This window comes from Pseudomonas sp. efr-133-TYG-5 (genome assembly GCF_030209175.1).
Taxonomy (GTDB): Bacteria; Pseudomonadota; Gammaproteobacteria; order Pseudomonadales; family Pseudomonadaceae; genus Aquipseudomonas.
Genome location: NZ_JARVSM010000001.1, coordinates 699,363 through 712,684, shown reverse-complemented (window position 1 = coordinate 712,684; position 13,322 = coordinate 699,363). Strand labels below are relative to the sequence as shown.

The 13,322-nt window shown below is 63.0% G+C and carries 10 protein-coding genes; 8 read left to right on the top strand and 2 right to left on the bottom strand.

The genetic code is table 11. The features are described from left to right. The first annotated feature begins 2 nt into the window (after positions 1–2). The 6 genes from QRN70_RS03165 (at position 3) to QRN70_RS03140 (ending at position 5,121) form a co-directional block, all read left to right on the top strand. Positions 3–665 carry an amino acid ABC transporter permease gene (locus QRN70_RS03165; protein ID WP_285415759.1) on the top strand — a complete coding sequence of 221 codons (663 nt, stop codon included), beginning with the start codon at positions 3–5 and terminating at the stop codon, positions 663–665. Continuing rightward, positions 662–1,459 carry an amino acid ABC transporter ATP-binding protein gene (locus QRN70_RS03160; RefSeq protein WP_285415758.1) on the top strand — a complete coding sequence of 266 codons (798 nt, stop codon included), beginning with the start codon at positions 662–664 and terminating at the stop codon, positions 1,457–1,459. The genes QRN70_RS03165 and QRN70_RS03160 overlap by 4 nt, the downstream gene beginning before the upstream one ends. Positions 1,460–1,490: 31 nt before the next feature. Further along, the gene (locus QRN70_RS03155; RefSeq protein ID WP_003225452.1) at positions 1,491–1,880 is read left to right on the top strand and encodes a RidA family protein; all 390 of its coding nucleotides are present in this window, start codon (positions 1,491–1,493) and stop codon (positions 1,878–1,880) included. 146 nt (positions 1,881–2,026) lie between these two features. Continuing rightward, positions 2,027–2,791 carry an IclR family transcriptional regulator gene (locus tag QRN70_RS03150; RefSeq protein WP_285415757.1) on the top strand — a complete coding sequence of 255 codons (765 nt, stop codon included), beginning with the start codon at positions 2,027–2,029 and terminating at the stop codon, positions 2,789–2,791. A 40-nt stretch (positions 2,792–2,831) separates the two neighbouring features. Next, a complete protein-coding gene (locus QRN70_RS03145; RefSeq protein WP_285415756.1) occupies positions 2,832–4,049 on the top strand; it encodes an amino acid deaminase in 1,218 nt (405 codons plus the stop codon). Between the two features lie 139 nt (positions 4,050–4,188). Further along, positions 4,189–5,121 (top strand): sugar kinase, encoded by a 933-nt coding sequence (locus tag QRN70_RS03140; RefSeq protein ID WP_285415755.1) that lies wholly within the window; start codon positions 4,189–4,191, stop codon positions 5,119–5,121. Positions 5,122–5,242: 121 nt separating this feature from the next. Here the strand turns inward: QRN70_RS03140 and QRN70_RS03135 are convergent, their stop codons facing one another. After that, positions 5,243–5,518, bottom strand: coding sequence for a peptidylprolyl isomerase (locus QRN70_RS03135; RefSeq protein ID WP_285415754.1), 276 nt, complete (start codon positions 5,516–5,518; stop codon positions 5,243–5,245). Between the two features lie 51 nt (positions 5,519–5,569). After that, positions 5,570–8,107: a PAS domain-containing hybrid sensor histidine kinase/response regulator gene (locus QRN70_RS03130; protein ID WP_285415753.1), complete on the bottom strand. Its 2,538-nt coding sequence runs from the start codon at positions 8,105–8,107 to the stop codon at positions 5,570–5,572. Between the two features lie 131 nt (positions 8,108–8,238). Here QRN70_RS03130 and QRN70_RS03125 point away from each other — a divergent pair, with 131 nt between their 5' ends. Continuing rightward, the gene (locus tag QRN70_RS03125; RefSeq protein ID WP_285415752.1) at positions 8,239–9,348 is read left to right on the top strand and encodes a PilT/PilU family type 4a pilus ATPase; all 1,110 of its coding nucleotides are present in this window, start codon (positions 8,239–8,241) and stop codon (positions 9,346–9,348) included. Between the two features lie 136 nt (positions 9,349–9,484). Next, on the top strand, positions 9,485–13,288 hold the full coding sequence (locus QRN70_RS03120) for a hypothetical protein (RefSeq protein WP_285415751.1): 3,804 nt from the start codon (positions 9,485–9,487) through the stop codon (positions 13,286–13,288). Positions 13,289–13,322 lie beyond the last annotated feature (34 nt).

Below are 13,322 nucleotides of genomic sequence, written 5' to 3'. Positions count from 1 at the left end.
CGATGTACGAATCCCCCAGTTGGTTGCATGCGTTGTGGGTTGCACGCGAAACGTTGTGGCAAGGCTTTCTGACCAGTGTGCAGGTGTCGGCACTGGCGATCCTGTTCGGCACGCTGCTCGGTGTGGTCGCCGGTCTGGTGCTGACCTACGGCAGATTCTGGATGCGCGCGCCGTTCCGCTTTTACGTCGACATCATTCGCGGCACCCCGGTGTTCGTCCTGGTGCTGGCCTGCTTCTACATGGCGCCGGCGCTCGGTTGGCAGATCAGTGCGTTTCAGGCCGGTGCGTTGGGCCTCACGCTGTTTTGCGGGTCGCACGTCGCCGAGATTGTGCGCGGTGCCCTGCAGGCGTTGCCGCGCGGGCAGATGGAAGCGAGCAAGGCCATCGGCCTGACGTTCTACCAGTCTCTGGGCTACGTGCTGTTGCCCCAGGCGCTGCGGCAGATCCTGCCGACCTGGGTCAACTCGTCCACGGAAATCGTCAAGGCCTCGACCTTGCTCTCGGTGATCGGCGTGGCCGAGTTGCTGCTCAGCACCCAGCAGATCATCGCCCGGACGTTCATGACCCTGGAGTTCTACCTGTTCGCCGGTTTTCTGTTCTTCGTCATCAACTACGGCATCGAATTACTCGGCCGGCACATTGAAAAGCGGGTGGCCCTGCCATGACTCAAGCTCAAGTTTCCAACGTTCAGAGCGCTCAGCCGCTGCTGGACATCCGTGGCCTGCACAAACAATACGGCGCCGTCGAAGTGCTCAAGGGCGTCGATCTGAGCATGCAGCGCGGCAACGTGGTGACGCTGATCGGCTCCAGCGGTTCGGGCAAGACCACGCTGCTGCGCTGCGTGAACATGCTCGAGGAATTCCAGGGCGGGCAGATCCTGCTCGACGGCGAATCCATCGGCTATGACGAGGTTAACGGCAAGCGTGTGCGCCACGCGGAAAAAGTCATCGCCCGCCATCGCGCGATGACCGGCATGGCGTTCCAGCAATTCAACCTGTTTCCACACCTGACTGCGTTGCAGAACGTCACCCTGGGGCTGCTCAAGGTGAAGAAAATGCACAAGGACCAGGCTGTGGCGCTCGCCGAGAAATGGCTGGAGCGGGTGGGGCTGCTGGAGCGGCGCAATCACTTTCCCGGGCAGTTGTCCGGCGGTCAGCAGCAGCGCGTGGCGATTGCCCGGGCAATTGCGATGAACCCCAGCCTGATGCTCTTCGACGAAGTCACTTCGGCCCTCGACCCGGAGCTGGTCGGTGAAGTGCTGAACGTGATCAAGGGCCTGGCCGAGGACGGCATGACCATGTTGCTGGTGACCCACGAAATGCGCTTCGCCTTCGAGGTGTCGGACAAGATCGTTTTCATGAATCAGGGACGCATCGAAGAGCAGGGGCCGCCCAAGGAACTGTTCGAGCGTCCGCAATCACCGCGGCTGGCGGAATTTCTCAAGAGCACGCGGTTCTGACTTTTCACTTTTTCAAGCAGGAGAAACATCCATGAGCATTACTCGTTACGGCACCGGCAGCACCGCCGCTGGCGGCCAGCCACGGCCCTTCGCGCGCGCCGTCGAAGCGGACGGTTGGCTGCACGTCTCCGGCCAGGTCCCGGCGGTGGATGGCGAGATTATTGTCGGTGGCATTGTCGAGCAGACCCACCAGACCATGAAGAACCTGATCGCGATTCTCGAAGAGGCCGGTTACGGCCTCGAAGACGTGGTGCGTGCCGGCGTGTGGCTGGACGATCCGCGGGATTTCAGCAGCTTCAACAAGGTTTTCGGCGAGTACTTCAAGCCTGAGCACGCCCCGGCGCGGGCCTGTGTGCAGGCGAGCATGATGGTCGATTGCAAAGTCGAGATCGATTGCATCGCCTACAAGAAGAAGCCCTGAAAGCTGTGCTGACTTCTTCGCGAGCAGGCTCGCTGCCCCATTTGAACTGCAATCCCCAGGGGGAGCGAGCCTGTTCGCGAAAGCGACTTACCAAGCGACGAAATACTCGCGATAAACTCCCGGCACTTTGAATGGGAACCACTGACATGACCGAAGACACCATCAAACGCCGGGCCCGCGGTCTGGACCGGGCGTTCGATATCCTCGATTTCCTCAAGGAAATCGGCCAGCCGTTGCGTCCGAACGACATCGCCAACGGCATTGGCAGCCCGAAATCGACGGTCTACGAGCTGGTCGCGTCGCTGCTCGAGCGGCGCATTCTCGAGCCGGTGGGCAAGGAGGGGCACGTCTACCTCGGCCGTCAATTGTATTTCCTCGGCCAGGCCCACCTGCGCCATTTCGACCTCAGTCGCGAGGCCGACCACGCGTTGCAGGAGATCGTCAGCCAGACCCGCGAGACCGCGCAGATGTGCCTGCTCAACGGGCGCAAATACACGGTGGCGCTGATGAAGGAGGGCGAGCGGCACTTTCGTATTTCCTCGGACATCGGCGAGAACGCGCCGATTCCGTGGACCGCTTCCGGGCGCCTGCTGCTGGCGCACTTGAGCGATCAGCAGATCAGCGACCTGATCGATCCGGACGACTTCATCCTGCCGGACGGAGAACGCCTGCCGATGGAGACGTTTCTCAAGGAAATCCGTCAGGCCGGCATCGACGGATTTTTTTCCTTCGACAGCGTGGCCGACACCTTTACCCATTGCTTCGCCGCCCCGGTCAAAGACCCGAACGGCGTGGCCATCTGCACCCTGTGCATTGTCGCGCCGCGCGCCGATGCCAGGAACAATTACCACGACTACCGCCGGGTCCTGATCGAGAGCGCCAACAGCCTCGCCCGGCGGATCAACGAATAGACCGCGACCGCCAGCGGACGCGAATCCGAGGAGTTCGACCATGACGACTGCCAACAATACCGCTGCCGTGGACAAGGGTGATGCCGCCATCGGCGCGCACCTGGTGCGCGACGTCAGCCTGCCGGCGCTGGTGCTGCACCGCGACGCGCTGGCGCACAACATCCACTGGATGCAGAAGTTCGTCAGCGACAGCGGCGCGGAACTGGCGCCCCACGGCAAGACCAGCATGACCCCGGCCCTGTTTCGCCGTCAGCTCGACGCCGGCGCCTGGGGCATCACCCTGGCCAGCGCCACGCAGACCCGCGCGGCCTATGCCCATGGCGTACGCCGGGTGCTGATGGCCAACCAGTTGGTGGGCACGCCGAACATGGCCCTGATTGCCGATCTGCTCGCCGATCCGACATTCGATTTCTATTGCATGGTCGATCACCCGGACAACGTCGCCGACCTCGGCGCCTACTTCGCCTCGCGCGGGGTGCGCCTGAACGTGATGATCGAATACGGCGTGGTCGGCGGTCGCTGCGGCTGCCGCAGCGAGCAGGAAGTCATCGCGCTGGCCAAGGCCATCGCGGCGCAACCGGCCCTGGCCCTGACCGGCATCGAAGGTTACGAAGGGGTGATCCATGGCGATCATGCCGTCAGCGGCATTCGGGCGTTCGCCGATTCGCTGGTGCGCCTGGCCGTGCAGTTGCAGGACAGCGGCGCCTTCGCCATCGGCAAACCGATCATCACCGCCTCGGGCTCGGCGTGGTACGACCTGATCGCCGAGTCGTTCGAAGCGCAGAATGCCAGTGGCCGTTTCCTCAGTGTGTTGCGTCCGGGCAGCTACGTGGCTCACGACCACGGCATCTACAAGGAAGCGCAATGCTGCGTGCTCGATCGGCGCAGCGACCTGCATGAAGGCCTGCGCCCGGCGCTGGAGGTCTGGGCACACGTGCAGTCGTTGCCGGAGCCAGGATTCGCGGTGATTGCCCTGGGCAAGCGTGACGTCGCCTACGACGCCGGCCTGCCGGTACCGCTGCTGCGTTACAAGGCGGGCGTGTTGCCGGCGGTGGGCGACGATGTCGGCGCCTGCAAAGTGACGGCGGTGATGGATCAGCACGCGTTCATGAGCGTGGCGCCGGGCGTGCAGCTGCGGGTCGGCGACATCATTTCCTTCGGCACCTCGCACCCGTGCCTGACCTTCGACAAATGGCGGGTGGGGCTGCTGGTGGATGAGCAGTTGGCGGTGGTCGAGACCATGGACACCTGTTTCTAAGACTTGAGACCGCGTTGCGGCCAATCGCCGGCAAGCCAGCTCCCACAGGGATCTCATGAACTGTGAAGATCGTGTGGGCGCTGGCGTGCCAGCGATGAGGCCGAATCAACCACCACCGAATCAGCAGAGACGCCAGCCGATGACCAGCCTCAGCCCCCTGGGCCCGAACACCCCGCGCATCGCCCTGATCGGCGAGTGCATGATCGAACTGCAGCAGCGCGCCGACGGCAGCCTGCAGCAAAGCTTCGGCGGCGACACCTTGAACACCGCGGTGTACCTGTCCCGTGCCCTCGGCGACAAGGCCCAGGTCGATTACGTCACCGCGCTCGGCGACGACAGTTTCAGCGACGCCATGTGCCAGAGCTGGGCCGAAGAAGGCATTGGCCTGGAATGGGTGCAGCGTCTGCCCGGTCGTTTGCCGGGCCTGTACTGCATTCAGACCGATGCCAACGGCGAGCGGCGTTTCCTCTACTGGCGCAATGAAGCGGCGGTCCGCGACTGTTTCACCACCCCGGCGGCGGAGCCGGTCCTGGCGGCGTTGGCGGATTACGATGTGTTGTATTTCAGCGGTATTACCCTGGCGGTGCTCGGCGCGCAAGGCCGCGAGAAGCTCATCCAGACCCTGATCGAAGCCCGCCAGCGCGATGCGCGGATCGTCTTCGACAACAACTACCGGCCACGTCTGTGGGCCTCACAGGAAGAGGCGCGTGCAGCCTACCGCAGCGTGTTGCCGCACATCGACCTGGCGTTGCTGACCGTGGATGACGAACAGGCGCTGTTCCATTTTGCCGACAGCGCGGCGGTATTTGATGCGTACGCGCAAATCGGTACGCCGGAGGTGGTGCTCAAGCGCGGCGCCGAGGCGTGTCTGATCCGTTGTGATGGCGAGACGTTCGAGGTGCCAGCGCAGAAGGTTGCAAGGGTCGTGGATACGACGGCGGCGGGGGATTCGTTCAGTGCGGCGTATCTGGCCAGGCGGTTGCTGGGAGGGAGCCCGGTGGAGGCGGCGCAGGCGGGGCATTTGCTGGCGAGTCGGGTGATTCAGGTGCCGGGGGCGTTGATCCCCAAGTAAGCGCTGAATGGCCGATTGCTGCGCAAGCGGTTCGCGGGCGAGCCCGCTGCCACGGGTTGTGTGTCTTACGCGGACATTGTGAGCGCGCGCCTGCTCGCGAAGAGGCCCGAAGGCCAGGCAGTCAATCGCGAAAAAACACCTGCACCAGGTGATAGCCGAACTTGCTTTTGATCGGCCCATGCACCGTGCGCAGCGGCTTCTTGAAGATCACCGCGTCAATCGCACCGACCATCTGCCCCGGGCGCACTTCGCCCAGATCGCCACCGCGTTTGCCGGACGGGCAGGTGGAGAATTTCTTCGCCAGCACGTCGAACGCTTCGCCCTTGGCGATGCGTTGTTTGAGCTGTTCGGCCTCTTCGGCGGTTTTCACCAGAATGTGGCGGGCTTGGGCTTTCATCGTGCAATACCTGTAGCGGGGTGACGGCGGGGGCGCGGATTATGCCTCAAGTCACGGTGTTTGGCTGATCATCGTGCGGATCTTGCTGGCCAGCAGCTCGATGGAAAACGGTTTGGCAACCATGTCCATGCCGTCCTCGAGAAAGCCCTGGCGCTCGGCGGCCTTCTGCGCGTAACCGGTCATGAACAGCACTTTGAGGCCCGGCCGGTTCTGCCGGGCGATCTCCGCCAGTTGCCGGCCGTTCATGCCCGGCAGGCCGACATCGGTCACCAGCAGGTCGACCCGCATGTCTGACTCGAGCAGGGGCAGGGCGCTTTTCGCGTCCGCGGCTTCATGGGCGCTGTAGCCCAGTTCCTTGAGCAGATCGAGGACCAGCATGCGCACGGCCGGATCGTCCTCGACCACCACCACGGTTTCCCCGCAGGCGACGGCAGGTGCCTCGTTCAGCGGTTCCTCGGCGTCGGCCGGGCTCTCCAGCGCATGCAGGCGTGGCAGGTACAGGCGCACGCAGGTGCCCTGGCCGGGCAGGCTGTCGAGGCTGACGTGCCCGCCGGACTGCTGGGCGAAACCATAGATCATCGACAGCCCCAGGCCCGTGCCCTGGCCAATCGGCTTGGTGGTGAAGAACGGGTCGAACGCCTTGGAACGCACCGAGGGCGTCATGCCGGTGCCGTTGTCGCTGACCGCGAGCATCACGTAATCGCCGGCCTTGACTGGCTCCAGCGTGGTGATGTCGTTGCCGTCGAGGTAGACGTTGGCGCTTTCGATCAGCAGTTCGCCGCCGTCCGGCATGGCGTCGCGGGCGTTGATCACCAGGTTCAGCAGGGCGTTTTCCAGTTGGCTGACGTCGGTGCTGACCGGCCACAGTTCGTCGGCCAGACGCAGGGTGAGCTCGATCGGATCGCCCTTGGTGCGGCGGATCAGGTCTTCCAGCGACTGGATCAGTTCGTTGACGTTGAGGGTCTTGCGGTCCAGCGACTGGCGCCGCGAGAACGCCAGCAACCGGTGCGTCAGCGCCGCCGCGCGATTGGCCGAAGACACCGCTGCCTCGGTAAACCGACCGATCTCGTCGGTACGGCCATTGGCGATGTAGCGCTGCATCAGGTCGAGGCTGCCGATGATCCCGGTGAGCATGTTGTTGAAGTCATGGGCGATGCCGCCGGTGAGCTGGCCGACCGCTTCCATTTTTTGCGCGTGCCGCAGGGCGTCCTCGGCGCGCTCACGTTCGAACATTTCGTTCTGCAATCGCTGGTTGGCCTGGGCCAGTTGTTCGGTGCGGGCACTGACCCGTTCCTCGAGGGTTTCGTTGAGGTTGCGCAGGGCTTCCTCGGTCTTTTTGCGTTCGGTTTCGTCGATCACGAAGATGTAGAAACCGTTCACCCCGCCGTCCGGGCCGAGGCGTGGCACGTAGTTCATCAGCGCATGGCGGATGCTGCCGTCGCGGTGCGGCGTGTATAGGTTGAATGAGCAGGCGCGGCCCGCCAGAGCCTCGGCGATGTACGGCGCGCGCAGGAAGTAGCCTTCTTCGCCAAGCACTTCGCGGATGGTGCGGCCGTACAGCTCTTGCGGCGTCAGGCCATACCAGTCGAGGTAAGCGGCGTTGTTCAGGCGAAAGCGTTCTTCATGGTCGACATAGCTGATCAGGATCGGCATGGCGTTGATGATCAGTTGCAGCTCGGTCTGGCTCTGGCGCAACGCCTGTTCGGTGTGTTTGCGCTCGGTCAGGTCGAGGGCGGCGCCGAGAAAACGCATCGGCCGGCCATGATGGTCCTTGTAGCAGCGGCCACGGGCGAACACCCAGCGCAGTTGTCCGTCAGGCTGCAACAGGCGGTATTCCTCGGCGTACTCGGTGCCCTCGGTGATGCAATGACGGATGCTGCGAGCGACAAATGCGCGGTCTTCCGGATGCACGCCTTGCAGGTATTCGCTTATCGGCAATTGGTCGGCCAGCGTCGGGTCGACGCCATGCAACTGGGCGAAATGCGCATCGGCGATGAAGTGGTCTTCGCCGATGTCCCAATCCCAGGTGCCGACCGCGTCGGTGGCGGCCAGCGCCAGTTGCAGGCGTTCTTCGGATTTGTGCTGGGCCTTGAGGCTGTCTTCCGAGCGTTGCTTGAGTTCGAGGGCAATGCGCCGGCGTTCGTTGGTTTCGATCGCCGTCACCAGAATCCCGGCGACCTGCGCGCGCTCATCGCGAATCGGGCTGTAGGTCAGGTCGAGCCAGAAGTCGGAATCCTGGCCGTCGCGGTGCAGGGTGAAGCGCCGTTCGCTGTAGGTGCGCACCTGGCCTTGCAGGACGGCGCTGTAGATCGGGTCGGTAAAGTCGCGAAGTTCCGGCCAGATCTGGTGCGCGGGCTGTCCGAAAGCGTGTGGATGCTTGCTGCCGGCAAGCAACGCAAAGCCGTTGTTGTAGATCTGCGTCAGGTGCGGCCCCCACAGCAACAGCATCGGCATTGGCGAGTGAATCACGATGTCCACCGCGGTGCGCAGGCTCTGCGGCCAGGTGCCGGCGGCGCCCAGTGGAGTGCGGCTCCAGTCGGTGCGGGCGATCAATGCCTGGGCGTCATCGTTGGTCGGTACAGCGTTCATCACGTCCATCCTGAAAATCGGTCGGTGAGGCGGCGTCTACTATGGTTACCAAGCGGTAGACGCTATATGGCCCGTTGCGTCACCGCACCGGGCCAATTCGTTCATTGAAAACCTCGTGGGTGCTTTTTGCCATGGAAATCGACGCGTTACTGATCCGCCTGTCCAGTCAGCACGGTTCCGATCTGTTCCTCTCCACCGGTGCGCCGCCCAGTGCGCGCATCGACGGCGTGCTGACGGCATTGAGCGAGCGGCCGTTCAAACCCGGCGAAGTGGCGGCCATCGCCAACTCCCTGATGGACGCCGAGCAGCGGCGAGAGTTCGACCGCGATCTGGAAATGAACCTGGCCATCTCGCGCACTGGCATCGGACGTTTCCGGCTTAATATCTTCAAGCAGCGCAACGATGTGTCGATGGTGATTCGCAACGTCAAGCTCGACATTCCACGTTTCGAAGATCTCAAGCTGCCCCCGGTGCTGCTGGAGACGGTGATGCTCAAACAGGGCCTGATCCTGTTCGTCGGCGCCACGGACTCCGGCAAGTCTACCTCGCTGGCCGCGCTGATCGATCATCGCAATCGCCACAGCCCCGGGCACATCATCACCATCGAGGACCCGGTCGAGTACATCCATCGGCACAAGCGCTCGATCATCAATCAGCGTGAAGTCGGTGTCGACACCCGCAGTTTCCACGCCGCGCTGAAAAACACCCTGCGCCAGGCGCCCGACGTGGTGCTGATCGGCGAAATCCGTGACCGCGAAACCATGGAACACGCGCTGAACTTCGCCGACACCGGGCACCTGGTGCTGTCCACGCTGCATGCGCACAACGCCAACCAGGCGCTGGAACGCATCGTCAATTTGTTTCCCGAAGAACGCCGGCCGCAGTTGCTGCATGCGCTGGGCAACAACCTCAAGGCGTTCGTGTCGCAGCGCCTGGTGCGCACCCTCGATGGCCAGCGGCGGGCGGCTGTGGAGGTGATGCTCGGCTCGCCGACCATTGGCGACCTGATCCGGCGCAATGAACTGGGCGAACTCAAGGGCATCATGGAAAAGTCCGTCCAGTTGGGGATGCAGACGTTCGACCAGGCGTTGTATGCCCTGGTCAGAGAAGGCGTCATCAGCGAAGAAGAAGCACTGAAGAATGCCGACTCGTTGAATAATCTGAAGTTGTCACTCAAGTTGCAGAGAGAATCCGCCAGTGCGCCTGATGAAACTTCCGGAGGCTGGGGGTTAATGGATTAGTGTCTGGCGTTACAACCGATTTTGTTTCCAGTTACTGGTAAATTCCACTCATGAATTAACCCTGGAAAGTTCTGCGCTGCCAAGTAATCTTGCGCCGCGCTGAATGATTCGGCGGTATTTAATTCAAGGTGGTTTTATGAGTATTGAAGTTGCAGGTAAAGTTCGTCAGCGCGCCATGGCAGCGCTCCAGGATCAGCAGGTTCGCGACCTGGCGGATGCACAGGAACGGGTGCTGGTTCTCCAGCAATTGAAGGACGTGCTGGATGAACAGGACGAGCAGGGCGACATCAGCTGGCAGGGTTATGAACTGGCCCTGAAGGCCGGCTCTTCGCTGCATGAGGTCTACATGCCGGGCCGTGTCATGTGGAACCGGATGCTCAGGCACACGCTGCTGATTGAAACGATCCGCGATCAAAAACCGCAGTCCCTCGATTACGTGCGGGTCACGGGCGCCGGCGAAATCGCTGTGCTGGAACGCTCGACGCTGGACTGGAAAGTGATTGCCGGGCCGAACACATTCCATCGTATTACCGGTTTTCCGGAGCAACTTTCACGGTTGGCCGATATTGCCCAACAATGTGGCGGATATATTCAATACGAGGACTTTGTCGGGATTGACCAGTGGTTGCGATTCCATGATCTGGATGTGCCGAAAAACCTCGCGCAAGTTAAAAGCCTGATCGACTTTTTCGACTTTGAAATACCCGCGGTCGAACCGCTGACAGCCTATTGGGCGCAACTAGTTGCAGAGCAACCTTCGCAAGTTGTATTGACCGCCGCGCAACAGCAATCGGTGCGCCAGGTCACGGCGCAACTGGTGCCGGCAAAAAAGCGATTGCTCGATGTGCTGTACGAGCAGAGCAAGCTGCCAGCGGCCACGCATGACAACGCGGCGCAACTGATCGGCCAACTGATTCGTCAGCCTGTCGCCCAGGGCTATGCCCGCAAATACATCGAGCTGCTCAACTGGTACGGCGCCGAGCCCGGGCAGACGCTGTCCGCAGAGGACCTGGGGCAGGTGTTGCTGACGGCGATACTGCTCGATCTCAACCCCTTCATCGGCAAAGCCAACGGGCGCAAAAGCGTCGGCAGTTTCCAGTTGTACGAGCCGTCATTCGTCGAACGCCCGGCGTTTATTGCCCTCGAAGCGCTGCACGGCCACTTGCTCAGCAATCAGTGGGTCTCGGCAGCCGCGGCGCCCCTGGCGGCGCACCTGTTGCTGGCCGAGATCGCGCCGGAGTTTGTCGTCAGGCAAGTGCCGAACACCGCGCTGCTCGGCTCGCCCGGCTGGGTTGCCTTCAGCCGTGGCGTCGCACTGGTGGAAGCGGTCAGCAAGGGCGCTGCCTGCGTGATGACTCACGCCCAGGTCATGGCCTATGCCGCACTGGAACCGGTCAGCCCGGCGCAGGAGCAGTTGCAGGCGCTGGCCCTGATCGAGCCGCTGGTGGACTGGGCGATCCTCAACGCAGTCATCACCCCGCAGACGTTGCAGCAGGACAAGAAAGCCGCGACCGAGCGCGCGGTGGCCGCCTATCAGGGTTACGCCGAAGACTTCGCCCGGATCACCCACGCCTTTGCCGCGCCACTGCCGGATCGCCAGGCGATTGCCCGCCAGGCCCTGCAACAAGCGGCGCCGGATTGCGACTTCCTCGAAGCGCCGCTGCTGTTTCAGCGGCCAGGGCTGTATGCCTCGCCAACGGCCATGTCGATACTCGATCTGCACATGTCCGGTGATTTGACCGGCGGTGCCTGGGATCTGCGCGGCGTGCATCCGACCCAGCCAGCCACCGATCTGCTCGGTGCGGTGTCCGGCAGGCCGAAACCCGCACAAGCGCCAGTGACGAGCCTCTTTAGCCGCTTCCCGCGACTGGCAGAGCTGCCCGCCAACAACATCGAGTTCCAGCGCCAACTGCGTGCGCATCTGCAGACACTTGACCAGGCCATGCTGATTCAACTGCAACTGGCGCTCGCGCAATTGCCGATTTCCGACCTGGAAGCGTTGCTGCAAAGCGAGATCAGCCTGTTCAGCGTGCGCGATTCGGCGGCCTTCACCCGCATCACGCCGATTGGCGGTCCGCTGGTGCGCGAAGAACAGGTCGAGAGCCAGCAAGGTCGCGATGCCGCGACCGGGCGCTACGGTCTGATCCTGTGTTTCACCGCGCGCGAGCGGGTCACGTGCTACGAGCTGTTCCGCCTGCGTGGCGAGATCCGGCCGAACCCTGCGCTCGGCAAGTTCCTCGTCGACAGCGGCAAGCTGCGCGGTGCCTCCCGGGCCGAGTTCAAGGGTGACCTCAAGGCGCACCTCACGCCGGCCACCAAGGAGCGCGTGCCACTCGATCTGCGCTGCTACACCGAAGGCGTTGGCGATACGCAGTCCAGCGCCAGCAGCCTGGCGATCATCGACAAGCTCGCCGTGCTGGCGGCGCCGCAGGCTTTTACCCGGCTGGCGCAGAGCGTCTACCGCAACTTCTCCGATCCGCAGCTGCTGCGCCTGGTCGAGTTCATCGTCAAGACGCATCCGCTGATCAGCCTGGATGAACTGCAGGCAATCGCCAGCAAGCCGACCGCGCTGGAGCGGGAGCGCGAGCAGGGTGAGCGCACGGCGACGTATCTGCTCGATCTGGCGGTGCCGTTCAAGAAGTGTGTCGAAGACCTGGCGAGCGGCGAGCACAACCGCATCGTCGATGGTGTGTACGGCTGCGCGATGGACAGCATTGCCCTGGTGGGCGCGTTCGCCGGTGCCGCGACCAAGGCGGCGAGCATTTCCGCCAAGGCCGTATCGCTGGGCTCGAAAAGTGCCCGCCTGGCGAAACTGATGGTGGGCACCAGCATCGCCTTGTTCAACCCCTTGGACGATGTTCCGGCGGTGCTGTCCGGTCTGGGCAAACTGCTACACAAGGGCGGCCTGCGCTTGAGCAAGGAAACCCAACAACTGCTGGCACTGGCGAAAATCCAGCTGGGCAAGACCCGGGCCGGCCAGGCCACGCAGAACGTCATCAGTGCCTCGGCGACCGCAACGATTGGCCAGGGCCACTGGCGGCCGACCGGGGCGACGGGTGAAGCGCGCTCGGTGCTGGCCGCGCGCGAGGAGTTTCGCTGGTATGCCCTGGATCGGCGCGGCAAACCCTGGGGGCAGCCGCTCGGTGACTTCAGCTACCAGGCGCCGGGGCGGTTTGTCCGGCCGTTCAAGACCTTGCCCGCCAGCTACACCCGACACTTCATCGAGCAGAGTCTGCCGCTGGCCCGGCAAAAAATCGACAACGCAATCCAGGCCCTGACCGAGCATGATTTCGCCCGCGAGCGCGCGGTCATTCTCCGGGCGCTGATGGGCTCCGATCCGGTGGATGCCCTGGACCGGATGTTGAAATACCTGAAGACCGTGCGCACCGATTTCGCCGGGGCGTCGATCAGCAACTTTCTCCTCGACCCGTTCAAGGACACCGATCACCTCGCTGCCTTCAACAAAGCCGCGTACACCCTGTGGAAAGGCGCTCGAGGTGGATCCGACACACCGTTCATCGAGGTTTATTCGCGCAACTTCAATCGGCATTTCATCCACAGCGGATTCAATCAGCACGTGGTGGCCGACGACTTGATTCATGAGATGTTTCACGGTGCGGCGGATACCGCCGATGTGAGTTATGCGCAAGAAACCCGCTCGGAAACGACGCACGGCCAGGTCCTGAACGTGACGCCGTTGCTGAACCTGGCGCGCGGTTATCTGCCGCTTCTAGCGACCGATGGCGCAGCAGGTTATCACGCGAGCAGCAGGACATTCGCCAATGCCGACTCGCTGGCCCTGACCACGGCGCTGCTCAGCCAGTTGCTCAGCGACAAGCCCACCTGCCTGCAGAACCTGGCGCTGCTGAGCGCCGCGGTCGAGACCGATCGCAACGCCAGCCTGACGCAACCGGTGTTGCTGACGCTTAACCAGGCTTGATCGATACGCCCGGCCCGCATCGGCCGGGCGTACC

What these genes read in the sequence shown, in the direction of transcription:
- QRN70_RS03120 (WP_285415751.1), top strand. Translation starts at nt 9,485, where the DNA reads ATGAGTATTGAAGTTGCAGGTAAAGTTCGTCAGCGCGCCATGGCAGCG.
- QRN70_RS03150 (WP_285415757.1), top strand. Translation starts at nt 2,027, where the DNA reads ATGACCGAAGACACCATCAAACGCCGGGCCCGCGGTCTGGACCGGGCG.
- QRN70_RS03165 (WP_285415759.1), top strand. Translation starts at nt 3, where the DNA reads ATGTACGAATCCCCCAGTTGGTTGCATGCGTTGTGGGTTGCACGCGAA.
- QRN70_RS03135 (WP_285415754.1), bottom strand. Translation starts at nt 5,518, where the DNA reads ATGAAAGCCCAAGCCCGCCACATTCTGGTGAAAACCGCCGAAGAGGCC.
- QRN70_RS03130 (WP_285415753.1), bottom strand. Translation starts at nt 8,107, where the DNA reads ATGAACGCTGTACCGACCAACGATGACGCCCAGGCATTGATCGCCCGC.
- QRN70_RS03155 (WP_003225452.1), top strand. Translation starts at nt 1,491, where the DNA reads ATGAGCATTACTCGTTACGGCACCGGCAGCACCGCCGCTGGCGGCCAG.
- QRN70_RS03140 (WP_285415755.1), top strand. Translation starts at nt 4,189, where the DNA reads ATGACCAGCCTCAGCCCCCTGGGCCCGAACACCCCGCGCATCGCCCTG.
- QRN70_RS03125 (WP_285415752.1), top strand. Translation starts at nt 8,239, where the DNA reads ATGGAAATCGACGCGTTACTGATCCGCCTGTCCAGTCAGCACGGTTCC.
- QRN70_RS03160 (WP_285415758.1), top strand. Translation starts at nt 662, where the DNA reads ATGACTCAAGCTCAAGTTTCCAACGTTCAGAGCGCTCAGCCGCTGCTG.
- QRN70_RS03145 (WP_285415756.1), top strand. Translation starts at nt 2,832, where the DNA reads ATGACGACTGCCAACAATACCGCTGCCGTGGACAAGGGTGATGCCGCC.